General features: G+C 36.9%; 26 protein-coding genes and 3 pseudogenes. 18 read left to right on the top strand and 11 right to left on the bottom strand.

Annotated features, from left to right (window positions below; all coding sequences use genetic code 11):
* Positions 1-203: 203 nt before the first annotated feature.
* Entirely contained in the window at positions 204-1,373 is a 1,170-nt protein-coding gene (gene metC / locus ACZ5QH_RS11040; protein WP_303576089.1) for a cystathionine beta-lyase, read from the top strand.
* A 248-nt stretch (positions 1,374-1,621) separates the two neighbouring features.
* On the opposite strand, the gene ACZ5QH_RS11035 is transcribed toward metC, so the two are convergent.
* Entirely contained in the window at positions 1,622-2,536 is a 915-nt protein-coding gene (locus tag ACZ5QH_RS11035) for a LysR substrate-binding domain-containing protein (protein ID WP_303576090.1), read from the bottom strand.
* Positions 2,537-2,656: 120 nt separating this feature from the next.
* Between ACZ5QH_RS11035 and ACZ5QH_RS11030 the strand changes: the two genes are divergently transcribed.
* The gene (locus ACZ5QH_RS11030) at positions 2,657-3,361 is read left to right on the top strand and encodes an SDR family oxidoreductase (RefSeq protein WP_004720455.1); all 705 of its coding nucleotides are present in this window, start codon (positions 2,657-2,659) and stop codon (positions 3,359-3,361) included.
* Between the two features lie 113 nt (positions 3,362-3,474).
* Here the strand turns inward: ACZ5QH_RS11030 and ACZ5QH_RS11025 are convergent, their stop codons facing one another.
* Positions 3,475-4,113: a TetR/AcrR family transcriptional regulator gene (locus ACZ5QH_RS11025; RefSeq protein WP_303576091.1), complete on the bottom strand. Its 639-nt coding sequence runs from the start codon at positions 4,111-4,113 to the stop codon at positions 3,475-3,477.
* A 91-nt stretch (positions 4,114-4,204) separates the two neighbouring features.
* Between ACZ5QH_RS11025 and ACZ5QH_RS11020 the strand changes: the two are divergent.
* From ACZ5QH_RS11020 to ACZ5QH_RS11005, 4 genes and pseudogenes are all read left to right on the top strand, one after another.
* A pseudogene (locus tag ACZ5QH_RS11020) lies at positions 4,205-4,386 on the top strand (IS982 family transposase); the annotation flags it as partial.
* 97 nt (positions 4,387-4,483) lie between these two features.
* Positions 4,484-5,608 carry an efflux RND transporter periplasmic adaptor subunit gene (locus ACZ5QH_RS11015; protein WP_303576092.1) on the top strand — a complete coding sequence of 375 codons (1,125 nt, stop codon included), beginning with the start codon at positions 4,484-4,486 and terminating at the stop codon, positions 5,606-5,608.
* Between the two features lie 11 nt (positions 5,609-5,619).
* Positions 5,620-8,733 (top strand): multidrug efflux RND transporter permease subunit AdeE, encoded by a 3,114-nt coding sequence (adeE, locus tag ACZ5QH_RS11010; RefSeq protein WP_464016799.1) that lies wholly within the window; start codon positions 5,620-5,622, stop codon positions 8,731-8,733.
* Positions 8,734-8,998: 265 nt separating this feature from the next.
* Positions 8,999-9,073, top strand: a pseudogene (locus ACZ5QH_RS11005) (type 1 glutamine amidotransferase domain-containing protein); the annotation flags it as partial.
* 92 nt (positions 9,074-9,165) lie between these two features.
* Here the strand turns inward: ACZ5QH_RS11005 and ACZ5QH_RS11000 are convergent.
* The 4 genes from ACZ5QH_RS11000 to ACZ5QH_RS10985 form a co-directional block, all read right to left on the bottom strand.
* Entirely contained in the window at positions 9,166-10,371 is a 1,206-nt protein-coding gene (locus tag ACZ5QH_RS11000; RefSeq protein WP_151957738.1) for an NAD(P)/FAD-dependent oxidoreductase, read from the bottom strand.
* A gap of 157 nt (positions 10,372-10,528) precedes the next feature.
* Positions 10,529-11,077 carry an RrF2 family transcriptional regulator gene (locus ACZ5QH_RS10995; RefSeq protein ID WP_303576094.1) on the bottom strand — a complete coding sequence of 183 codons (549 nt, stop codon included), beginning with the start codon at positions 11,075-11,077 and terminating at the stop codon, positions 10,529-10,531.
* Positions 11,078-11,272: 195 nt separating this feature from the next.
* Positions 11,273-12,292, bottom strand: coding sequence for an MBL fold metallo-hydrolase (locus tag ACZ5QH_RS10990; protein WP_303576095.1), 1,020 nt, complete (start codon positions 12,290-12,292; stop codon positions 11,273-11,275).
* Positions 12,293-12,437: 145 nt separating this feature from the next.
* Positions 12,438-13,007 carry a TetR/AcrR family transcriptional regulator gene (locus ACZ5QH_RS10985; protein WP_034613038.1) on the bottom strand — a complete coding sequence of 190 codons (570 nt, stop codon included), beginning with the start codon at positions 13,005-13,007 and terminating at the stop codon, positions 12,438-12,440.
* Between the two features lie 415 nt (positions 13,008-13,422).
* Between ACZ5QH_RS10985 and ACZ5QH_RS10980 the strand changes: the two are divergent.
* Positions 13,423-13,761, top strand: a pseudogene (locus ACZ5QH_RS10980) (hypothetical protein).
* Between the two features lie 262 nt (positions 13,762-14,023).
* On the opposite strand, the gene ACZ5QH_RS10975 reads toward ACZ5QH_RS10980, so the two are convergent.
* The 3 genes from ACZ5QH_RS10975 to ACZ5QH_RS10965 all read right to left on the bottom strand — a co-directional run bounded on the left by ACZ5QH_RS10975 (position 14,024) and on the right by ACZ5QH_RS10965 (position 15,150).
* Positions 14,024-14,260: a VF530 family protein gene (locus ACZ5QH_RS10975; RefSeq protein WP_303576096.1), complete on the bottom strand. Its 237-nt coding sequence runs from the start codon at positions 14,258-14,260 to the stop codon at positions 14,024-14,026.
* 340 nt (positions 14,261-14,600) lie between these two features.
* Positions 14,601-14,915: a hypothetical protein gene (locus ACZ5QH_RS10970; RefSeq protein ID WP_464016798.1), complete on the bottom strand. Its 315-nt coding sequence runs from the start codon at positions 14,913-14,915 to the stop codon at positions 14,601-14,603.
* 43 nt (positions 14,916-14,958) lie between these two features.
* Positions 14,959-15,150 carry a hypothetical protein gene (locus ACZ5QH_RS10965; RefSeq protein WP_042090110.1) on the bottom strand — a complete coding sequence of 64 codons (192 nt, stop codon included), beginning with the start codon at positions 15,148-15,150 and terminating at the stop codon, positions 14,959-14,961.
* A gap of 125 nt (positions 15,151-15,275) precedes the next feature.
* Here ACZ5QH_RS10965 and ACZ5QH_RS10960 point away from each other — a divergent pair, with 125 nt between their 5' ends.
* The 10 genes from ACZ5QH_RS10960 to ACZ5QH_RS10915 all read left to right on the top strand — a co-directional run bounded on the left by ACZ5QH_RS10960 (position 15,276) and on the right by ACZ5QH_RS10915 (position 22,099).
* Positions 15,276-15,527 (top strand): hypothetical protein, encoded by a 252-nt coding sequence (locus tag ACZ5QH_RS10960; protein ID WP_303576098.1) that lies wholly within the window; start codon positions 15,276-15,278, stop codon positions 15,525-15,527.
* An 88-nt stretch (positions 15,528-15,615) separates the two neighbouring features.
* Positions 15,616-17,109 (top strand): replication initiation factor domain-containing protein, encoded by a 1,494-nt coding sequence (locus ACZ5QH_RS10955; protein WP_303576099.1) that lies wholly within the window; start codon positions 15,616-15,618, stop codon positions 17,107-17,109.
* A complete protein-coding gene (locus ACZ5QH_RS10950) occupies positions 17,099-17,407 on the top strand; it encodes a hypothetical protein (protein ID WP_303576100.1) in 309 nt (102 codons plus the stop codon). Before ACZ5QH_RS10955 ends, ACZ5QH_RS10950 begins: the two co-directional genes overlap by 11 nt.
* Before the next feature lie 98 nt (positions 17,408-17,505).
* Positions 17,506-17,694 carry a hypothetical protein gene (locus tag ACZ5QH_RS10945; RefSeq protein ID WP_303576101.1) on the top strand — a complete coding sequence of 63 codons (189 nt, stop codon included), beginning with the start codon at positions 17,506-17,508 and terminating at the stop codon, positions 17,692-17,694.
* Positions 17,695-17,696: 2 nt separating this feature from the next.
* The gene (locus ACZ5QH_RS10940) at positions 17,697-17,948 is read left to right on the top strand and encodes a hypothetical protein (protein ID WP_303576102.1); all 252 of its coding nucleotides are present in this window, start codon (positions 17,697-17,699) and stop codon (positions 17,946-17,948) included.
* 95 nt (positions 17,949-18,043) lie between these two features.
* Positions 18,044-19,318, top strand: a complete 1,275-nt coding sequence (locus tag ACZ5QH_RS10935; protein ID WP_303576103.1) for a virulence factor TspB C-terminal domain-related protein — start codon at positions 18,044-18,046, stop codon at positions 19,316-19,318.
* Position 19,319: 1 nt separating this feature from the next.
* Positions 19,320-19,604 (top strand): DUF2523 family protein, encoded by a 285-nt coding sequence (locus tag ACZ5QH_RS10930; RefSeq protein WP_303576104.1) that lies wholly within the window; start codon positions 19,320-19,322, stop codon positions 19,602-19,604.
* 69 nt (positions 19,605-19,673) lie between these two features.
* Positions 19,674-21,185, top strand: a complete 1,512-nt coding sequence (locus ACZ5QH_RS10925) for a zonular occludens toxin domain-containing protein (protein WP_303576105.1) — start codon at positions 19,674-19,676, stop codon at positions 21,183-21,185.
* A 406-nt stretch (positions 21,186-21,591) separates the two neighbouring features.
* Positions 21,592-21,903 carry a hypothetical protein gene (locus ACZ5QH_RS10920; protein WP_303576106.1) on the top strand — a complete coding sequence of 104 codons (312 nt, stop codon included), beginning with the start codon at positions 21,592-21,594 and terminating at the stop codon, positions 21,901-21,903.
* Between the two features lie 13 nt (positions 21,904-21,916).
* Entirely contained in the window at positions 21,917-22,099 is a 183-nt protein-coding gene (locus tag ACZ5QH_RS10915; RefSeq protein WP_303576107.1) for a hypothetical protein, read from the top strand.
* A 512-nt stretch (positions 22,100-22,611) separates the two neighbouring features.
* On the opposite strand, the gene ACZ5QH_RS10910 is transcribed toward ACZ5QH_RS10915, so the two are convergent.
* Both ACZ5QH_RS10910 and ACZ5QH_RS10905 read right to left on the bottom strand, forming a co-directional pair.
* A complete protein-coding gene (locus ACZ5QH_RS10910) occupies positions 22,612-22,926 on the bottom strand; it encodes a hypothetical protein (protein ID WP_464016798.1) in 315 nt (104 codons plus the stop codon).
* A gap of 43 nt (positions 22,927-22,969) precedes the next feature.
* Complete coding sequence (locus ACZ5QH_RS10905) at positions 22,970-23,161, bottom strand: hypothetical protein (protein ID WP_042090110.1); 192 nt, start codon at positions 23,159-23,161, stop codon at positions 22,970-22,972.
* Between the two features lie 125 nt (positions 23,162-23,286).
* On the opposite strand from ACZ5QH_RS10905, the gene ACZ5QH_RS10900 reads away from it, so the two are divergent.
* Positions 23,287-23,538, top strand: coding sequence for a hypothetical protein (locus ACZ5QH_RS10900; RefSeq protein ID WP_303576098.1), 252 nt, complete (start codon positions 23,287-23,289; stop codon positions 23,536-23,538).
* Positions 23,539-23,557: the final 19 nt, after the last annotated feature.

The raw sequence follows: 23,557 nt of genomic DNA, 5'->3' as shown, positions 1-23,557 counted from the left end.
ACGCATTGAACATATCAATCAGCCACATTATGAATATTTACCTTATCATGTCATTATGGGAATAAAATTCCCATTAAATATTAAAATTCGGATTTATATTCTATATTTTTAAAAAAATAGTGATTTATTTAAAATAAAAATTCTATGCATTTTATCTATCATAAGTTGTAGAAATATTTGTTAGAAATCATGCTGGTGCTGCTATGAATCACTTTTGTACACAAGTCATAAATTTGGGAAGAACCCCTCAGCGTTTTGATGGTTTGGTGAACACACCTGTTTATCGAGGCTCAACTATCGTCGTCGATAGTTTTAAAGAATGGGAAGATCATAAGCAAAATGGTGGTGTTTATAAACATTATGGCCGTTTTGGTGCTGCTACAGCAAAGTCTTTTGAAAGTGCAATTAATGCATTAGAAGGTGGTGCAGGATGCATGGTTTTCCCATCTGGACTATCGGCTTGTACTCATGCATTAATGGCATTTGTTGCAGCAGGTGATCATGTTCTGATTGCTGATAATATTTACGGGCCAACACGAAGTTTTGCAGACAGTATGTTGCCCAAACTGGGAATCCATGTTGAATACTTTAACTCATGTAATTTAGATGAGTTAAACAACAAAATTAATCAAAAAACCAGTGTGGTCTTTGTAGAGTCACCAGGTTCAATTACTTTTGAAATTAGCGATATTGCCGCAATCTCAGAAATAAGCCATCGAATGAATGCCAAGGTTTTAGTAGATAACTCTTGGGCAACGCCATTGTTTTTTCAACCTTTAAAACATGGAGCAGATGTCTCAATTCAGGCTGTCACAAAATATATTGGTGGGCATTCTGACATTCTCATGGGAACTGCAACAGCAAATGCAGCATCCATAGAGCAATTAAATAAAGTTGTACATTTTTTTGGTGAAACGACAAGTCCAGATGATATTTATCTAGCATCACGTGGGTTGCGTAGTTTAGCCGTTCGCTTAAAACAGCATGAAGAGAATGGCGTAATACTCGCTCATTATCTAAATGAACATCCTGCAATTGATCTGGTAAATCATCCAGCTTTAGCAATGAATCCATATCATAAACTATGGCAACAGAGCTTCTCTGGTTCTACAGGCTTATTTTCTTTTTATTTAAAACAAAACAATCCGTGTTTTGTTGAGGCTTTCTTTGATTCTTTAAAGCTTTTCCACATCGGCTTGTCATGGGGTGGATTTGAAAGTCTGATTTTGCCAGTTGGAACACCTTATCGCACTCAAAGTCATTTGCCTAGTCGTGGATATTTGGTGCGCCTACATGCAGGACTTGAACATGTAGACGATTTAAAAGCGGATTTGGATGAGGCTTTGGCTATTGCGCAGTGTGCGATAGCTTAATTTCATTATACTTTATCGTAAAATGAGACCTTAAATATCCAATATAGCAAGACTATAGAAGAAACCCTCTAATAAAATAGAGGGTTTAATTTAAAATGGATTAAAAATTATAGCGGACACTTAATGTGGCATTTCTTGGTGTACCCCAATTCATAGAGTTTGCACCAATACCTTCGTAGTATTTCTTGTCAAAAATATTGTCAACGTTCAGCTGAAGCTTAATGCTAAGCCTCATCTTCAACATGAATTTAATCAGACGCTTTTGGCTGATCAAATTGAGTAATTAGCCAATGATGAACTTTCGATAAGGCTTCAGCACCAACGGTATGACGTGGATAAACGACATAAAATCCTGTTTCCATGGCTAACTCCTGTGGAAAAACTTTAACCAGTATTCCAGACGCTAACTCTGAGTGTACAAATATTGGATGGGTTAAAGTAATTCCTTGAGCAGCAATAGCAGCATCAATCGCAAGTGCAGTCTGATTAAAGCGGATATTTTTAAATAGATTTTGCGTATTCTTGAATTTTAATTTCTCAATAAAATGCGGCCAAAGATTATGTGCATCATGTAATAAGGTGAACTGGTCTAAGGTGCTGATCTCTAAAGATTCCTGATTTGATAGCTTAAGTGACTTGATTAACTCAGGACTTGCCACCGCAATAAAGGTGTCTTGCAACAGTAATTCAGTATTTAAACCTGTACCAAATGGGGGTTTACCATAACGAATTGCCAAATCAACAGCATCATTTTGAAAATGGGAAACTCGTTCTGTAGCCAAAATCTGCAAGTCAATATCAGGATGAGATTGTCTAAATTGATTTAATCGAGGAATTAACCATTTCGCTGCAAAAGTTGGTGTAACACTCAATGTAATCTGCTGATTTGAATGGTGAAACGATTGAGTTGCCTCAAAAATTAAACTAAAAGCCTGAGTAATGCTCGCGGCATATTTTCGACCATTAGCTGTTAAGTTTACGCCTTTCGAATGTCTCTCAAATAACTTTATTCCCAATTCTTCTTCTAAATGACGGACATGCTGCGCAATTGCACTTTGAGTGACATGTAACTCTTCGGCAGCGAATTTAAAATTTAAATGCCGACTAGCGGCCTCAAAGGCCTTTAATGCGTTCAAAGGAGGTAAGCGATTGAGTAGCGTCATACTATAGTTTTTCTACATTCAATTAAGAGAAAAGGTCAAATCAGATCAACGGAGCTTAATGCTATTCTAGTTGCAGTATTTATATATATTCGATCATAAATCATTTAGAGGATAGCACAAATGACTGTAGAAAAAGTAGCATTAATCATGGCTGGTGGAAGTGGTATGGGGGCAGCAGCCGCACGAAAATTACATCAAGATGGCTACCATGTGGGTATTCTTTCTTCTTCAGGTAGAGGAGAAGAGCTTGCTAAACAACTCGATGGCATTGGCGTGACAGGTACCAATCAATCCACAGCTGATATCAACAAGCTGATTGAGCAAACATATCAAAAATGGGGGAGGATTGATGTTTTAGTCAATAGTTCAGGACACGGTCCACGTGCACCTATTTTGGAAATCACTGATGAACAATGGCATTTAGGTTTAGATACTTATTTAATGAATATTATTCGCGCCACTCGCTTAGTCATTCCGATCATGGAAAAGCAGAATGCAGGGGTGATTATCAATATTTCGAGTGCGTGGACATTTGAACCCAGTGACCTGTTTCCGACCTCAGCTATTTTTCGTGCAGGACTGGCTTCGTTTACTAAGATTTTAGCGGATCAATATGCGGCAAAAAATATTCGTGTGAATAATATCTTACCAGGATGGATTGATAGTTTGCCTGAAACCGAACAACGTCGCCAATCTGTGCCGTTGCAACGCTATGGTACCAGTGAAGAAATTGCTGCAACTATCAGTTTTCTTGCTTCACAAGGCGCAGGTTATATCACAGGGCAAAATATTCGTGTAGATGGCGGTATCACTCGTTCAGTTTAATTCATGATGATGACCTTAGTTCAGCCTTATCAATGAGTTTATAAGGCTGAATAGAATAATCTAATGATTAGATACACGATTAATTTTATTGAATTTATGTTTGCTTAATCTAATTATTTCGAGCTATCCATTTCAATTTTAAAATGCCACGCGCTTAGAAAAGTTCGGCAGGCTTCTTCATTCAACTGTTGTAACTCTTCAGAAGTGGGAACTGCACCACCTAATAACGTTGCAGGATACGCATAGCCCATAACAGCGCCAAGAAACGCTTTAGCTGCTGCTTCAGAATTTGAAATTTTGATAATTCCCGCATTGTTAGCTGTTTCGAGAATATTGATCATCGATTTTTTGATACTTCCATACGTACGTTGTTGAACCTGCTCAAGTATTTCTGGCATTTCTACTAATGCTATAATGATTAACCTTTGAAGACGAATTACGTTGGTATTGTAGAAATGATTTTGAACAGTTTGGCCAATTTGTATTAATAGCTGCTCTAACATCATTATTTCATTTAAATTATTCTTCTCATCAAATGGTGTTTCCATTTCTGCTTTGAAGTTCTCAAAAATTTCAATGAGTAGAGCTGTTTTTGTTGGGAAGTGATTATAAAGTGTCTGTCTCGTAGTTCCTGCTTTTACCGCAATTTTATCTAAACTTACATCTAAACCATGTTCAAGAAATTGCTCACGTGCTGCCAAAATAATATTTGGACGAGCTTTAGAAGGACGTCCTCGACTTTTCTTTAACATAATTAACCTGAATCGCGGATAAGAAATTGACTAAAAAAAGATGATAGAGCCATCAGTTGAGTTACCACACAAAACTCACAACCCAGTCCTTATGTTAGATAGTACCCAATTATTCTGTCTAATTGATGATTTCTTTCTAGAATTTGAAGCAATTTATTGGAATTCTTAAAGCAAAACCATAGATGCTTAAGGATTCCTAACTCAATGCTCAGTATTAACTCGTCCCATTTGTTTAGAAGCCTACCTTGTTATCAACATATGATTCATCTGATCAAAAGCAAGATTCTGGTTAATTACAATTTTCAACCTATCAATATTATTTACTTTACAGTAAAGTAAATAAATTATCTATAAGTCTATGGTTCTAGATATGCCTGATTTGAGATTTACTTGTTATAAAATATTTTTTTTCGTTGTTTTACTCCCTTTTATAAATGGGTGTGATTCAGACCAACCTGTAAAAAAAGCAACACAGCAGGTGAGTGTGATAACCATAACTCCTGAAACTATAGAAACTGACCAGGTATTAGCTGGCCGGACAGTTGCATCTGAAGTCTCACAAGTTAGACCTCAAGTAAATGGTGTAGTTGTTGCACAGCTTTTCCAAGAGGGTTCATATGTTAAAAAGGGGCAGCCGCTTTATAAAATTGATTCAACGCTTTATCGAGATAGTCTTGCAGAGGCATTCGGTAATTTTGAATTGGCTCAGGCAACTGTAAATTCAACTCGCCTTCAAGCTGAACGTTATGAGCAATTAATTAGTGTCAATGGTGTTAGTCGTCAGGAGCTTGATGATGCGAGAGCAGCTTATGCGCAAGCAAAGGCTGCAGTGAACGTTAATAAAGCATTGTTAAAAACTGCACAAACCAATCTTAACTATACTCAAATCACAGCTCCAATTTCGGGGAGAATCGGTCGATCTGCGATTACACGTGGAGCCCTTGTAACATCTAGTCAAGTAGATGCTCTAGTAACTATTCAGAATTTAGATCCAATGTATGTAGATTTAACTCAATCCAGTGATGAATATATAGCGCTTCGGAAACAACTTACAGAAGATGGAATAGAGCCTGAGGAGTTAACTGTAAGTTTGGAGTTGAATAATGGAACGAACTATCAAGAAAAGGGAGTTTTTAAGTTTAGCGATATCACCGTAGATGAAGCAACTGGGAGTGTCACATTAAGAGCTTCATTTGCAAATCCGAATCAATCTTTATTGCCAGGAATGTATGTGCGGGCACAACTTGGTACAGGACCACGTCCAAAAAGTTTATTAATTCCCCAAGGGATTGAAATTAGAAATGCTGATAGTGAGGCATTTGTATGGGTTATTGGACAAGGGAATAAAATTGAACAAAGAACGATTACTTTAGGCGAAGCCATAGACAATCGATGGTTAGTATTATCTGGTTTGCGTTCTGGAGATAAAGTTGTTGTCGAAGGTCTGCAAGGATTAAGTGCAGGTATGGCCGTTGAACCTACACCCATTCGCTGAGGAATTTTCGTATGCTGTCTAGTTTCTTTATCGCTCGTCCGATATTCGCTTGGGTACTGTCCATATGCATTATGGCAATGGGTGCAATTTCCATTTTCACTTTATCTGTTGAGCAATATCCTGATATTGCACCTCCCGGTGTAAATGTAACAGCAAACTATCCTGGTGCATCAGCCAGTACAGTTGAAGATAGTGTTACTCAAATATTAGAGCAACAAATTAAGGGAATTGATGGTTTACTTTATTTTTCATCTACAAGTAGTTCAGCTGGTCAGGCTCGTATTAGTTTGAGTTTTGATCAAAATACGAATCCAGATACAGCTCAAGTTCAGGTACAGAACGCAGTAAATCAGGCATTGAGTCGTTTACCACAAGAAGTTCAACAACAGGGCATAACCGTTACAAAGTCTCAAGGAGATAGTCTGTTAGTTTTTGCTCTTTATGATGAAAGTGGTGCAAGATCAGATGTTGATATATCTGATTACATGGTAAGTACACTTCAAGACCCCCTAAGTCGGGTAGATGGGGTTGGTGAGATCACAGTATTTGGTGCGCAATATGCGATGCGAATATGGCTTGATCCGCATAAGCTAAATAGTTATAGCTTGATGCCATCCGATGTTAGAGTTGCTATTGAAGCTCAAAATACTCAAATCACAGCAGGTGAGCTTGGAGCTTTACCGACTAAAGAAAACCAAGCTTTAAATGCAACTGTTACTGCATTGTCTCGTTTACAAACGGTAAGTCAATTTGAAAATATTATTTTGCGGACTGAGCCAAATGGCAGTGTAGTATTGCTAAAAGATGTTGCTCGTGTCGAACGAGGCGCAGAAAGTTATCAGACTACCACGAGATTGAATGGTAAATATGCTTCAGGTATGTCAATTCAGTTAGCGTCAGGTGCAAATGCCCTTGAAACAGCTGAACGTGTTAAAGCAGAGGTTTCAAGATTAACAGCATCCATGCCAGCAGGTTTAAAGGTGGCTTATCCACGTGATAGTACTCCATTTGTAGAAGCATCTGTTCAAGGCGTGATTAAGACCCTAGCTGAGGCAATCTTCCTTGTCATTATTGTGATGTTCGTGTTTTTGCAAAGTTGGCGCGCCACATTAATTCCTGCAATTGCTGTTCCAGTGGTTTTGTTAGGTACCTTTGGAATTCTGAGTGTATTGGGTTATACCATTAACACATTGACATTGTTCGCGATGGTATTGGCGATTGGACTCTTGGTTGATGATGCCATTGTTGTTGTAGAAAATGTTGAGCGTGTAATGCATGAGCAAGGTCTTGATCCAAAAGAAGCTACGCTTATTTCTATGAAAGAAATTTCAGGTGCCTTAGTTGGTATCGCAATGGTCTTGTCTGCTGTATTTCTACCGATGGCTTTTTTTGGTGGCTCCGTAGGGATGATTTATCGGCAGTTTTCTGTGACATTAGTCTCAGCGATGGTGCTTTCTGCTGTGGTTGCCCTAACTTTATCTCCAGCCTTATGTGCTACTTTACTTAGACCTAACAATCATCAGCGTAAAAAGAGACGTTTCTTTACTTGGTTCAATCAAAAAGTAGAGCTAAGTCAGTCCAAATACCGTAATTTACTCGTTAAGATCATCAGTAAACCTAAAATATTTATGGTTTTATTTGTTGTGATCACTGCTTTATTAGGGTGGCAATACACACGAATGAATACGGGCTTCCTCCCACAAGAAGATCAGGGTTCTGTCATGGTCCAATTTAGTACGCCTGTGGGCTCGACCTTAGCTGAAACCCAAGAAATAGGTAACCAAATTTCAGAGTATTTCATGACGAATGAGAAAGATAACTTGAACGTTATTTTTATGGTTATGGGACGAAATAATGCTGGTAGTGGTCAGAATGTAGGTATGGCATTTGCCAGTCTAAAACATTGGGATGATCGTAAGGGAGAGAATAATACTGCCGAGGCAATTATTTCTCGTGCAAATGCACATTTTCGCTCAATGAAACAAGCGCGGGTTCAAGTACTTTCTCCATCAGCGGTACGTGGATTAGGTCAATCCAGTGGTTTTGAATTATGGATGCAAGATGCTGAGGGTAAAGGGCGAAATGCTTTGTTAGCTGCGCAAAGTACGGTTCTAAAAGAGGCAAGTGCAGATTCTGGACTTGCCGCGGTTCGATTAAATGGACTCGAAGATAAATCTCAATTACAAGTCAATATTGATCAACGTAAGGCAAGTGCATTCGGTTTAGCACAGACTGATATTAGTAGTACTTTATCAACTGCATGGGGTGGTTCATATATTAATGACTTCATTGATAGAGGTCGTGTCAAACGCGTTTATTTACAAGGTGATACGGCATATAGGTCATTACCACAAGACATTGGTCAGTGGTATGTAAGAGGAACGACAGGAGCGATGACACCATTTGCTAGTTTCTCATCTGTTAATTGGCAAATGGGACCGCAGATGTTGCAACGTTTTAATGGTCTTTCATCTGTTCAGCTTCAAGGTTCTGCCGCAACTGGTGAAAGTTCAGGGGCTGCAATGAATAAAATGCAACAGTTAATTGATCAACAACAAGGCTTTAGTCTTCAATGGAGTGGCTTGTCTTATCAAGAAAAGTTAGCGAGTGGTCAGACGATTTGGTTATATTTGGCATCTATCATATTTATTTTTTTATGCTTAGCTGCATTATATGAGAGTTGGTCAATTCCATTCTCCGTTTTGCTTGTTATCCCTCTTGGATTAATTGGTGCTGTTATTGCAGCCAGTATTGCAGGATATGTTAATGACATTTATTTTCAGGTCGCGATGCTGACAACCATTGGTCTTTCAGCTAAAAATGCGATTCTTATTGTAGAGTTCGCAGCAGCGAAACTAGCAGAGGGTCAGTCATTAATAGAAGCTGTTATTGAGGGTGCAGGCCAAAGATTAAGACCCATTATCATGACCTCATTGGCATTTGTTGCTGGTGTTTTACCACTGGCAGTTTCAACAGGAGCTGGTGCAGCGAGTAGAAGAGAAATTGGTATAGCTGTAACAGGAGGGATGATATCCGGCACATTGCTTTCAATTTTCTTTGTTCCATTATTTTTCTTTTTGGTACGTAAGGTATCTATAAGATTGAAAGTTTCTCCTAATAAATGATGTAAGGTCCTTACTTATATTATGTGCATTAGGATACTCAGTAACGTGATGTATAATCTTGGATCATCACGTTACTGAGCTGTGGCAACAATAGTGTTGTCTAGCCACAGTCTTGGATATCTTAGTTAACTTATGTTTATATAAAATCTAGTTCATAATTATAAGGAAAGGAGAAACATACTTATTAAATTTAATAATTTAAACTGATAATTTTCAAAAATAGTAAATTAAGTTCATGTACTAATGACAATGATCTCAACATACATTAATTACAGGACAAAACACATTTTCTGCTAAAAAAACGGCTTTAGTGATAATAGAAGAGTTAGAAAAGTCATAACTTAATGACTCAAAAAAACCTAAAAGCAAAATCAGTGATGGCTTTACTTTTAGGTGAGTTAAATAAAATGATCTGCTTTAGCAAAACTAATTTTAAGGAACAATTACAAAATCAGGATTTGCTATAGCAAAAACAGCTTCACGGTCTGCAACTGGCGGATAAATCCATACCGTATTAATTTCTTGCTTAATTTTTTTCGCCTCGTGGCGCACAAATTGAACTTTTCGATCCCATCCTTCAGTGTAAAGTGCTCCCCATGGGCCTAAGTCGACACAAGTCACATACTTTGGTTGGCTATACACATGTAATGGCAAATCAACCAATTCTGCCGCGGCATTGTAACCCGCTACGCGGCCTAGGCTCATGGCATGCTGACATGACATCACGTTAAAATTACCTAAATTGTCGGTTGGAACTTTTACAGTATCACCCGTCACAAAAATATTTTTGGCCTCTGGTGCATGTAAATAAGCATCACCTAAAATACGACCTAAATTATCTTTTTCACCAACAATTTGAGAGGTCAACGAGTTCGCTCGCATGCCCGCAGTCCAAATGACAGTTTCTGTTTCAATTCTTTCGCCGTTAGAAAGTGTTACTCCAGAAGCATCAAGTGCAGTAACGCGTAGCCCAGCTTTACCTTCAACGCCGAGTTCGCTAAGAGCTTCTCGAATTACCACTGCAGCTTCGTCACCCAATGCTGCACCAATTTCTGCTGATGAATCGACTAAAACCACACGAATATCAGTTTCAGCTAAAATGCTACGCAGGCGTTCAGGCATTTCGGCAACTGTTTCAAGCCCAGTCAGTCCACCACCAGCAACGACTACGGTATTACGTGCCGCACTTACAGGCTTATTGGCTAAACTTTTAAGATGCTGATCTAGTTTTTCAGCATCTGCTAAAGTGCTGACACTAAATCCATAGTCTTTAAGACCAGATATAGGCGGCATATAGCCAGTACTTCCCGTTGCCAAAATAAAACGGTCATAACTTAAGCTTTGTTGATCGCCGTGGATCGTTGTAATCACAAGATTTTGGGCAGTAGTATCAATTTCATTTACCCAGCCAGCCACATATTTAACGTCAACGACATTTAATATATCTAATATATCAGGATACATATTTTCAAGTACAGCTTCATAAAGACGAGGACGAATATCAACATTCGGACTCGGGGAAACCATCAGCACTTCAATATTTTGTTCTTGCGCAGCCAAATGAATTGCTCGTTGTGCGGCAAGTGCAGCCCATAAGCCAGCAAAGCCAGAACCTGCAATAATAATACGCTTACTCATTTGATTATCCTTTTGATAGGTTTTCGGACATGTAAATTCCAGCTCATCCCAAAATTTTGGGTGAGCGAATCCTTTCTCTGACTGTCCGAAAAATCTGAGAAGGCGTTTAAAACGTTTAGAGAAGTTTTACCTTAGGGATGAAAGCCCTATAAGCTCATTAGTCGGGCGTATCCCGTGATATTTTACTTTTCCGCATTTTTGCTGTTCTTCCTTCGATGCGTTTATTGATCCAGCCATTTACATCACTAAAAAATACATCAGGTGCATAACGGCCAAAACGGTCTGCAATATCACCAAGTGTATGAGCACCTAAAGCATCTCGCATGGCTTTTTCAGCCTGTAGCATAACTGCATGCACTGCACACACACCACTGGTTGCCCAATCGGGTGGGGCATTGTTAAAGACCGCACATTTTCCACGTACTTCTTGGCATTCAAAAAGCGGTTTTTCACCTTCAATTGCATTCACAATATCAAGAAAACTGATTTCGTGAGCAGATCGGGCCAGTAAATACCCGCCACGAACACCTTCTTGCGCCAAAACAAGTTTTGCCTTTTCAAGTTTAGGAAATATCTTGGCCATAAAGCTAGGAGAGACGCCTTGCAATTCAGCTAAATCCTTACTACTCAATGGTTTATCTTCATTATTTACAAGAAAAAGAAGACAGTGAATCGCATACTCGACGCTACTAGTGATATAAGCCATTTCATTTCATAATTGATCAATTACAAACACAGACTAATGCAGTCTGTGTTTTAAGTCAATAATAAAACTAAGACAAAGTTAGTCCTAGTTTTATTAAAAGAAAATATAGAGGAAAACAATAGGGCTATATCACTGAATTTAAATACCTTTAAATGAGAATTGAGGGACATAAATAATTTAAAATGATTGAAAAAATTACGAACGCCACCAATAATTTTCGACATTTGGCTGGTTTAAGTTCAATACTTCACCCATTTGAGGCGTACTAATCGCTAAGTCGTTTTGATGAGCCAAAGCCACAATTCGTTCAAATGGATCGTCCCAAGCATGAAGCGCCAAGTCAAAAGTCCCATTATGGACAGGCAACAAATGACGTCCTTTTAAATCGATATGCGCTTGTAAAGTTTGCTCAGGTTGCATGTGAACATCTGGCCATTCTGGATCATAGGCCCCAGTTTCTAGCATGGTAAGATCGAAAGGACCATAACGATGTCCAATCTCTTTAAACCCATCGAAATAACCAGTATCGCCACTAAAAAACACCCGTAGATCATTATCAATAATCACCCACGATGCCCAAAGCGTTGCGTTGCTATCACCCATACCACGGCCTGAAAAATGATGGGCAGGGGTAGCAATCAGCTCAAGACCATCCACATAGGTTGTTTCCCACCAGTCAAGTTGCTGAACCTTTTCTGCTGGCACGCCCCATTTAATCAGTGCGTCACCAACACCGAGTGGTGTTAAAAAGTGTTCAACTTTGTCTTTGAGTTGGATTACTGCATGGTAGTCAAGATGGTCGTAGTGGTTATGCGACAAAATCACGCCTTTAATGGGCGGTAAGTCCGCAATGCTAATCGGTGGTTGGTGAAAACGCTTTGGGCCAATCCACTGAAAAGGCGAGGCACGCTCAGAAAAAACAGGATCGGTTAACCAAAATTCATTACGCAATTTTAATAAAATGGTCGAATGCCCAAGACGAAATAGAGAACGGTCTGGGGCACTCATGAGTTGTTCTTTTGATAAACTTAACACAGGAATTTCTCGGTTTGGCACCGTATTTTTGGGTTTGTTAAATAGAAATTTCCACATTAAGCCTAGCGTTTTTCCAAAAGAATGTGTGTGCAGATTCGGCCGTATATTGCTATATTTCCCATTGTGCTGCTGTGATGACATGAAGGGAGAAGGCAAGTCTGTTGCGTTTGAAATTGTCATTTTATTTTCCTTGAGTGGAACAAGCTATATCTGTAAATAAGAACTTGAGATAAGTGCTTATTTTGATTTATTTAAATGAGTATTTAATCACTCATTAATTAATTTAAAAAATAAGAATGCTGCACATCCTTACTTTAGTCTTTATCTACATTGAAACTGCATGCCAAAAAGCTTCAAAACCTGACTTCCGATAAAGATCAGCTTGAGAAGGGTCTTGAGCAATAAAGTTGAGTGTGACTTCGGCAAGTGCACCCAAAATCGAACCGATAAACAAAGGTGGATAATCTCTTAATTTGCCGTCATCAATATGTTCTTGAATAGTCCTAGTAAAATCACAAAAAGTTTGCATACCAATGTGTTTACTCTGCTCTGTAATTTGTTCTGAAGTCGACAACTGTGCCATCACTTTACGTTTGAGTGGGGCATCTAAACTCCAGTCCAAATAGCTTTGCCAGATATAAAACATTTGGCTTTGTAGGTCTGAGTTGTTCGGATAATTCAGCATTATGACCTGACGCAGTTCGGCCTTTAGCGAAAGGTATAATTGGTTGAGTAATTCCTCTTTATTACTGAAATAAGTAAATAAAGTACCTTCTGCTACACCAGCGACTTTGGCTATTTTTGAAGTAGATGCACGCTCTCCAAGTTCTGCCAATGTTTCAATAGCAGCATTTAAAATTGCATTACGTTTATCTTCACTACGAGGACGGGCCATAGACAAATATATTAATTGAGTGATTACTCAATCATACATAAAAATAGATAAAGTGCAAGATATATTTAAAAAGGGATGGGCTTTTCAAGATCACAAGCTATAGATGCATCACATAGACAGGGCCACACAGCAAAGTTAGCGTTTTAATTAATAGTCATAATTATAATTTCCGCAACCGATAAGACGCGAGAAATTATTGATCACTGTATGGAATTACGTGAGTCAGGTAATGCTTCTATAGAATAGAACTATTTTTAAGTCTTTGATCTATATTTTAAAATCTAAATCACGGACAACTTTTCAGAGATATGTGTAATCCTGAATATCTGCTGTTACAGCATGTGTAAATTGCTAGATTATCTCATCAGATTGTTTCAGTATAGATCCAGACACTCGAATTTACAGGACAATCATCATGATATTGAGATATCGTATATTTTTAAAATATCTTTCTATTTTAGGTTTTGTGGCAAGTTCTGCTGCGACTAGCGTAGCTTTCGGAAGTTCCGAGCAGGCATGGAACAAGCTTGATCAGGAAATAAAAGCGGCTTGTATAAAAGCAAGTCAACTTAAAAATGCCAAGACAGTAAGCAATGTCATGCTGTTTGATGATCGTGTTGGATATTAGGCACTCTTGATTCAAGGAAAATATCCGCAAGCACATATGAAAAACAAAACAGGGCAAGAACTGTGTTTATGGAATAAGACATCGAAGAAAGCTTATTTAACTGAAGCAAATACGAAAGTACATTGAAGTCATAACCATACAAAATCGAGTAGCGATCTGATTTCAGCATAACTTATATTATGTTACTTGGGATATTCAGCAACTTGAATATAATTTTACTGATTCAAGTTGCTGAGCTGTAGCAACCACAGCATTGTGTAGCCACTGTCTCTGATATTTTAATTAACTTATGTTCACCTAGAATTTATTTCACAATTAAATTTATTTTTAATAAACAATAAATTTAATTACTTAGAACACTAAAATAACAATTTATAAAATATTTGGTTTACGATTTCTGTTTGGCTTTTTGGCGTAAGACATACAAATATAAGCTTTCTACTTTTTCACGTGCCCATGGGGTAGTACGTAAGAATCTCAATGATGACTTAACACTTGGATCTATGCAAAAACATCTAATTTCAATTTTACGACTTAAGCCTTCAAAGCCATCGTAGTAATCCAATAATTCATCCAAAATGTCAGCAAGTTTTTTGCCGTGTAGAGGGTCTTTGGAGGCGTTCATAATAGATCAACCATATTTTGGGAGGCCATCATTATAACCTGAGCTAGTTGAAAAATGAGAGGGTTGGAATTTAAGCGTAATTAACATAGAAAATTACAGCTTCTTTTCTAGTTAACTTTTTTCGAAATATAAATTAGTCAAATTCTAATAATCAGGTAGCCATTGCAAACAACATGTGAGTAGACAACTTACCTAATATTCTATTTAACATAATAGTTTCGTTATGCGATTTCCAAGCTAAAACAACAATTTAATTTTACCAGTACTCACGCATTAAGATGTTTTATGTCTTAAAATTAACGTACTAATTAATTGATTTTATATTAGTTCCAAGCTAGTTTTATCTTAGATGATTTCCAAAGTCTATTTTTAGTTCTCTAGCAGTTGGTATAGCAGGGTATTCAGCGTTTAATCTTCTACCATTTTTATTTATGTTTTTCTTTTTGCTTGGATTTATTCTTATAAAAACTAATTCATCAGGTTCATTTCTATGATTAATTTCACAAATCATTACTGTCCCGAATTTCTCAATAATTGTATGTTTTGGAAAGGTTTTTTTTACTAATTCTTTTAAGTTTTTTTCATTTGATTTCTTATTTCCAAGTATCAAAAAACCAATAATTACAAGAACAAGTACTAAAATTAATATTTCCATTGTCTTTCCTGAACGGGCGATATTTTCGCCCTTTATTACTGTATTACTTTGGTATTGTTAATTTACCACTATTATTAATTTCAATTAATTCAATTGCTTCTTCAATTAAGATATGCACTAGCTCGCTATCTCTTACTGGTTGTTGCCCTTTTTGAATTAATGCTTTGTTTAATTCAACAGCCTTTCTTCTGAGCTTCTCTTGCTCTGCATCATTTAATCTAACGCTTTGTACCATGTTTAATGCTCATATTTCCGATGTGGAAAATGATACATGTATTTTTGCATGCATGTATTGTGCATGCGTGCATGTATGTGGTAAATTTCCTTCACTGTGTATATGCATGCATGTGAACAATGACTATGAATAATCTTTCTTTCAGTACAAAACAAGAATTCATCCAGTGCGCTTTAGAAACTGTGGCGAAGATCGTATCTGACCAAGGGCAGATTGCTTTAGATGCAATGACACCTGCGATTTCTACTCAAAGATGTTTAAGTCATTTAGCGTTTGTATGTCATGAGTGGTCATACGACCCGACAGTGATCGACACGTATGCAAATCTTTACAAAGAATCTAATTCAGAATTGATCGAAGCATTTGGGGAAGAGTGATGTTTAATTTTAATTACGTTTCTTATGGCTTAGGTGTTGTTCTCGGTTTCATCTCTGGCTTTTCATTTTGTTATTTTGGGGTTTGATAATGAAAACAATACTCGAAAAAATCCATGCCTTTGATGATGCTCATTTATCACTTGATGAGTTATATCATCGTGAAAAAGACATTACATACGAAATTGAAGCTCGTACCTCATTCGGTGAAATCTCATTAGAAGATTCAAATATTCTTAGAAACATGTTGCAGGGCATAGTTAAAAATAAATTCTCTGCCTTTGAAAATGCTTTGATTCAACCAAAGAAAAAAGACGACCAATCTATTGCAGAATTATTTGTTCAAAAAATAACCATTCCCTTGGAAAATACACGGGATGGTCGGTCACTTGACACCCCCTTTAATAATATGGGGTTAGCTGATACACAACAGGCATCTGAATCCTACGCGTTCCCAAGGCATTTGGACAACTACAAACTAATTTCTACTCCTCAAGGTGTAGTTCCAGTTTTACGTTGTGTGCCAATTGAAAATAACTGTGTCGGTCTTGATTGGGTTAAGTTTAGTTTCTGTGTTTCATCCCTTGATGAAAAATTATTAGGTCTTGAAGCTGAACAAGTCGATCTAGGCGTTGGCGAAGCAATTGAATCTATTCTTGATCAAATTCTTTTTGAAATATTTGGCTTTGGTATTGTACAAAAGCGTAAATGTGGCTTTAAATTTGATCGCTATGGTTATGATTTACAAGATAATTTAGGTATGGTTCTTTATGGTAATAATAACAAAAGAATCAGCGTTATCATTAATGGTACAGGTTGCGCTTTAGCTCGAAAGGGTTGGAATGAGCAATTATATAAGTACCTGAAAACAGAAGTAATAAATCCTAAATTAAACCGTGTTGATATTGCTTTTGATGATTTCGAAAGCGAATTTGTCTCACCTGAAATATGCGATCAATGGGATACCGATGGCGGTTTCTTCACTGGTGGCCGTAATCCTGAAACAGGTAAATTCGGTGATTGGAAGCGTATAAACGGCAAAGGTTTAACCTTTATTGTTGGTAATCGAGAAAGCTCAAAGTATTTGCGTTGCTATCAACGTGGCAAAAAAGAGGGTGATTCACTAAGTCTTTGGACACGCTTAGAGCTTGAGTTGAAATCATCAGACCGTTACTTGCCTTTAGATGTCCTTATTTCACCATCTACATATTTTAAGGGTTCATATCCAGCACTTGAAGCATTGTGCAGTCGCTTACACGACTTTACTGCACCTGAAAAATGTGAACTCATTGAAAAACAAGCAAATATCAATGTTGATAAAGCATTGGATGTACTCAAAGTCCAATTCGGAAAATACATCCGTCAATTCAGAAAATTCATTGCTGATGATGTACTGCTCAACCTGATTTCATCCGATAAGGATGAAGTACCAAAACGACTCCAATTTTCACATGCTGCGGTAATGCAAGCTTTACGCATTAATCAGCCAATTTTAAACACTCAAGTAGATGAAGAGTATCCATTGTTTGTGGGCGTTCCTCTGCTTAATCAATCTTCTTATAAGGAATTTATCCATGCTATTTAAATCAACAATGGTTGTACTCGGCGCTAAATCATCAAAAGGGAATTACAACGGTAACCCTTATGACAAAACAGTAGTTTTTTACAAAGCTGATCTTCAAGAGGGTGAAAACTTTGTTGGTGAGGTAGGTGAATCAATGGTTTGGGGCTTATCTGACAATTTTTCAAAGCTCAAAGGTCTTGAATATCCGCTTGTAGCTGATGTGACTTTAGAACAAGTTTCGAATGGTTCTGCATCACGCATGATTATTAAAGATCTTGTACCGCAAAAAGCTCAATTAGCTCAGGCACAACCAAAATGATTTATTCAAATTTCCTGACGTACTCGTGTCCGATCTGTGGCACGTACCTACATCAGCAACAATATTCTTTCCATGTTTCGGCATGCAAGGGGTGACCAATGTCATATGTTTGTCAGTTTGTCGATCAAGCGACAAACACATGTACACAATGGGTTGAACAAGTAACTTTACTTGAGCAACTCGCAATAACCAAGCAACAAATGGCAATGCTAGGTACTCCGATCATAGGGATATATGGCGTGATCATTGCGTTTGCACTTTTTAATAACTTCGCTAAGAGGGCGTAGACATGAACAATTTACAAGTTCAAGAAAAACGTGGTGTTTTAACACTTCGTAATGTTTCAAATTATGGTTTAGGGGCAACTATTTGCGGTGCGCTTGCATTATCTCCAATGGTAAATGCTGCTGAATTAGATTTCACTGGTGCTACTGGAGAAATTGATGGTGCAAAAGTTGCTGTTGTCGGCATCATCAGTGCTTTAGTGGTGTTGATCGGTATCGGTATTGCTTGGGCTTACTTCAAACGTACTGCCAAGTAATTTGGACAAAAGTGCCTCCGCTTGGGGGCATTTTTTATCGAGGTAAATATGGAAGAAAACGCATCAATACTTTATTGGATTCCACTGGTGGTCACATGGGTCGCACTTCATCTTATTGCAAGCAAACTTTAATTGCATTACTTGTTTATTTACTTGCTCTAACGCCTACAATGGTCTTTGCTGCAGGGAAAAATTATAACGTAAAGACTATTGTTTATGATCCATTAGAAAAAGTAATCAACGCCACTGTACTAGATCAAATTGCAGAAAAGACAATGAGACGTTCTGCCAAAGTTCCTGTAACAGCTTCCGCTACTGGCTCAACAGTAGCAAGTATGATTCGATTTGGCGTTGCTGGTGCTCTAATATACGGAGTTGTAGAAGGTGCAGGCTGGATTATTGAAAATGGTATTGTTTATAAAAAAGAATATGATCCTAATAAGCCCTACTACGGGGAAAAAGTTTGGAAATGGGATAATTTTAATTATGACAAAGATGCTCAAGTTGTTTGTCAGCGCTTAGCACCATCGACAACATCTGATGGGTCAGGTGGAACCCCAAAGTTTTTAAGAGTTGAATTTGTTTCTATTGTTAAAGCTGCATGTGTTTCTTTGCAATATGGAAGAGAGGGAAAATCTTATATTGATTACGTAAATAATCCTAATTATAACCCTAATGAAGAACCAAAAAAGACTCCAGTTTCTGACACAGAATTAGGTGATAAAGTTAACAATTCACCCCAAGCACCTCAAATACTTCCGACTGTTTACAATCCTAACTCTACAGCAGGCGGAACAGCTCCAAAAATTACAGCCGACGCAATAGATCGTGCTGTGCCTCTTCCTGAAACTGACCCTGAGGGTACAACTGTTGTTGACCCTGAGACAGGTAAAGGCACTTTCAAACTTCCAGCATTTTGTGAATGGGCATCAGTAATGTGTGCATGGTATGAAAAATATCAAGATGATTCTAAAAAAACCGATGAACATAGAGAGATAGAAAAAGAGGTATGGAAGCAAGAAAAAACAGCACGTGAAGAAGAAAAACAACACCGTGAAGATGAAAAAGGCTTTTGGCAAAAAGTTGAAGATTGGTTCAAGAAATGGGATGACACTCCAGAACAAGATGATGATACCGAAGTACAAGTAGATCAGCCTGAGCAACAAGATATTGATACAGCCATCAACTTTGGTGGTTCATGTCCACAACCTTTATCTGTGCCTTATAGCTTCGCTGGTGCTACAGGAACAATTGAATTTTCATATGAACCACTATGCCAAATTGCATCATTCATTAAGCCTGTAGTTATCACTGTAGCTTCATTTAGTGCAGCCTTAATTATTGGCGGTATCAGAACAGAGGATAGCTAACATGTGGTCAAAACTCGTCGATATTCTCAATTCAATGCAGAAAGGAACATTAAAAAATGTTCTTTCTGGTGCAGGTTTAATGCTCGGAACAAATGCAATATTCCTTACAACTTTCAGTGTTGCTGTAAATACCTTAAAGAACTCAACAGGTTCTATATCATCCGATGTTTTAGGTCTTGCACACCTTTCGGGATTCGACATAGCCATGTCTTTAATACTTGGCGCAATTGTTACAAGATTAACCCTGAACTCCCAAAATTTGGCTCTAAAAAAGGCTAGCCGTTAAGCACGTGCATCCGCATCCGACATCACGGCTCGCGTGTGCGGTGCGGTGCAAAGTGCAAAAGAGGAAAATATGTTACATCTCATCACAGGTACACCAGGGGCAGGAAAAACCTTATACGCAGTATTTCTTATAGACAATTATGAGAAAGCAAATCAACGTGCGCTTGAATATAACGCTACAGCTTTAAAGAAAAATTCAGAAGAAATCGAAAAAAATAACCTTGCTGATTACTTCCTATCGCATACCTATTTCAGCAAACTCACCAAAGAAAATGAAACTGTTTTATTTGAACCTGATTATTTTAATTATTTAGGTTTAAAGATGCGTACTGAAAATATGTTTTTAGATATCCAATTCTATAATGGAATATTAAAAACAATAAAAAATGATTTAAATCTTGATCTTAAACCACTTAAAGATGTGCGTCACATCTATGCCAATATTGATGGATTAAAAGTTGATAATGTACGTCCAATGATTGTTGATTGGCGTAAATGTCCGGATGGCTCTATCGTTTTCTATGATGAAATACAGCTTATCTTTGAATTTTCTACAGATAACAAACAAGATAAAGATAACATTGTTAAACATCTAACAATTCATCGACATAGAGCTTTTGACATATATGGAATTACACAATTCCCAAGCCTTGTACATACTAATTTTAGGGCTGTAGTAGGTCTGCATTATCATTTACACCGTGGTTGGGGTGCGCCATCTGCAACTGTCTATGTTTGGGCAAACTGCCGTGATAAACCGAATAGTTTAGGCAACAAACTTACCGCCGAACGTGATTTTAGATTTAATTATCCTAAACGGCTTTATGAAATCTATGAATCAGCAACAGCAAATACAGTAAGATTCCGTGTACCGATTAAACTCTTTGCTATTTTGCTGATTCCCTTGATCGGCTTAGTTATGCTTGTATCTAACTTCGTTGGTGCTGAACACAACTTTTTCGGTACGATCTTCGGCTCCAGTGAGAAAAAGGAAGTTAAAAAAGAAACGTCCAATACCGATAAAACAAACAAACAATCTCCCGATCAGAAACAAGCTCAACCATTCACCGCAAATTTCAATGCTGATCAGGAATGCCGTAAAGCTGTCAATGTAGAAAAACCTGAATGTATCAAATGGTTCAATGATCTAAGTAATTCTAAAGCTTCTGTGTCTTCACAAGGCGTTATTACATCTGTTTCATACAATCCTGATAAACCCTATGAATTTAATCCTCCACAGCAAATACAAATTAAGGACTATCCACGTTTAACAGGATGCGCAAAAAAGCCTACTGGAGAACTTGTTGGTATAGATCAACAGGGCAATATCATGCCCAAAATAAAGCAATCAGACTGTCAAAAATGGCTGAATGGTGAACGTCTATTTGACTATACAAAAGCCCCAGTACAGGTACAAAACAATGCTCAACTCAATAATCAAATCAATACTTCGAACAATCTTCAACAAACTGCTAAACAACCTGTTTCGCAGGAAATAGCAAACAATCAAGTCGAACCACACTTACAAGCAAAAGTAACCAACGGTGCAAACGATCAAGCGGGGTTTAATAATGCATTCTGATAAATTTCAAAAGCATGACGCGCATGTAACGCTTTATGAGATTAAATTATTTAGTAAATATTTTCCATTTAAGGCTTTTTTACTCATAATCTTAATTATATTTTCTTTAGGTTTTTTACTTGGTAACTCATATGGTGTTATTACTTGTCAATCATTTATGTCATTGTTTAACAAGTGAAACTTGTACAAGTCTTTTCACAAAAAAGACTTGTCGAGATGATACGCAAAGGACTGATTTATAGATAAAACGTCATGTCTATGACGCTTAGATTTATGACTATAAATCGACACAAACAACATTCGACCATTGACCCTCTGACTACATTTTTTATTGCTATTTCACTGAAATAGCAATCTATAATATGCGGGTAACGATGCTCATAATTTGATCTAAAAGGGTGTATTTATGTTTGGAATTTCTGAAAAAGAATATGATAGACAGCAACATGAGAAGAAGTTAAAAACTATTGATTCTAAAGCTTTAATCTTTAATACCGTAGCTTCAAATTCTACTGAAAATCTTGTTTTTATTGGTGATCACGTATTAAGAAGATCTTTTATTCATAAAGTATCTAAAGGAACTTATGATACAAATCATGGGACCTACATTTCATACTTTAACTTTGATTTGAAAGGCTATATTGAGTCTATGACTAAGGATATTTTTATCCCTGAATCACAAATTTCATTTGAAAATATTGTTGATTTACTTAAATAATTTAGGTGGTTATATGGAATTTACACAAAATCAATTAGAAGATATTTATTTTATACTTAGCGACTATGGTGGTGATTCTTCACAAGATATTCTAAATAAAATCAATGAGAAATATACTTTCTGTTGGCAGTGTCATAAATTGATTTTGAATGCTGATTATGAAGCTCATAAAAATATGCATTTCGATGATGAATAGGCATGTTTGGCGAACCACGTTTTACAATAGAAATATTGGGGTATTACATAAATCTGATTATGTTTTTATGCGTGAATGCTTAGAGAAATACCTGGGGGAAATACAGCAGTTAGATATTGATAATTGTGAAGAAATAGATCAACTCAAATTATTATTTATAAAACTAGATCATCACATAGATAGGCTAAGGTAATGATAAGAATTGAGATTATTTTAATAGGGATTTTTAGTCTTATATTTTTAATAGCGCAGGATTTTGCATAACGAATATTATGTTACTTAGGATAGTCGTCAACGTGAATTAAAATTATCAGTATTCACGTTGACGATCTGTGGCAGCAATAGCGTTGAGTAGCCACAGTCTTAGATATTCTATTTAACATAATAGTTTCGTTATGCGATTTCCAAGCTAAAACAACAATTTAATTTTACCAGTACTCACGCATTAAGATGTTTTATGTCTTAAAATTAACGTACTAATTAATTGATTTTATATTAGTTCCAAGCTAGTTTTATCTTAGATGATTTCCAAAGTCTATTTTTAGTTCTCTAGCAGTTGGTATAGCAGGGTATTCAGCGTTTAATCTTCTACCATTTTTATTTATGTTTTTCTTTTTGCTTGGATTTATTCTTATAAAAACTAATTCATCAGGTTCATTTCTATGATTAATTTCACAAATCATTACTGTCCCGAATTTCTCAATAATTGTATGTTTTGGAAAGGTTTTTTTTACTAATTCTTTTAAGTTTTTTTCATTTGATTTCTTATTTCCAAGTATCAAAAAACCAATAATTACAAGAACAAGTACTAAAATTAATATTTCCATTGTCTTTCCTGAACGGGCGATATTTTCGCCCTTTATTACTGTATTACTTTGGTATTGTTAATTTACCACTATTATTAATTTCAATTAATTCAATTGCTTCTTCAATTAAGATATGCACTAGCTCGCTATCTCTTACTGGTTGTTGCCCTTTTTGAATTAATGCTTTGTTTAATTCAACAGCCTTTCTTCTGAGCTTCTCTTGCTCTGCATCATTTAATCTAACGCTTTGTACCATGTTTAATGCTCATATTTCCGATGTGGAAAATGATACATGTATTTTTGCATGCATGTATTGTGCATGCGTGCATGTATGTGGTAAATTTCCTTCACTGTGTATATGCATGCATGTGAACAATGACTATGAATAATCTTTCTTTCAGTACAAAACAAGAATTCATCCAGTGCGCTTTAGAAACTGTGGCGAAGATCGTATCTGACCAAGGGCAGATTGCTTTAGATGCAATGACACCTGCGATTTCTACTCAAAGATGTTTAAGTCATTTAGCGTTTGTATGTCATGAGTGGTCATACGACCCGACAGTGATCGACACGTATGCAAATCTTTACAAAGAATCTAATTCAGAATTGATCGAAGCATTTGGGGAAGAGTGATGTTTAATTTTAATTACGT

This window comes from Acinetobacter sp. Ac8 (assembly GCF_055392545.1).
The sequence above is the reverse complement of the archived record's forward strand: the minus strand, read 5'-3'. Positions and strand labels throughout refer to the sequence as shown.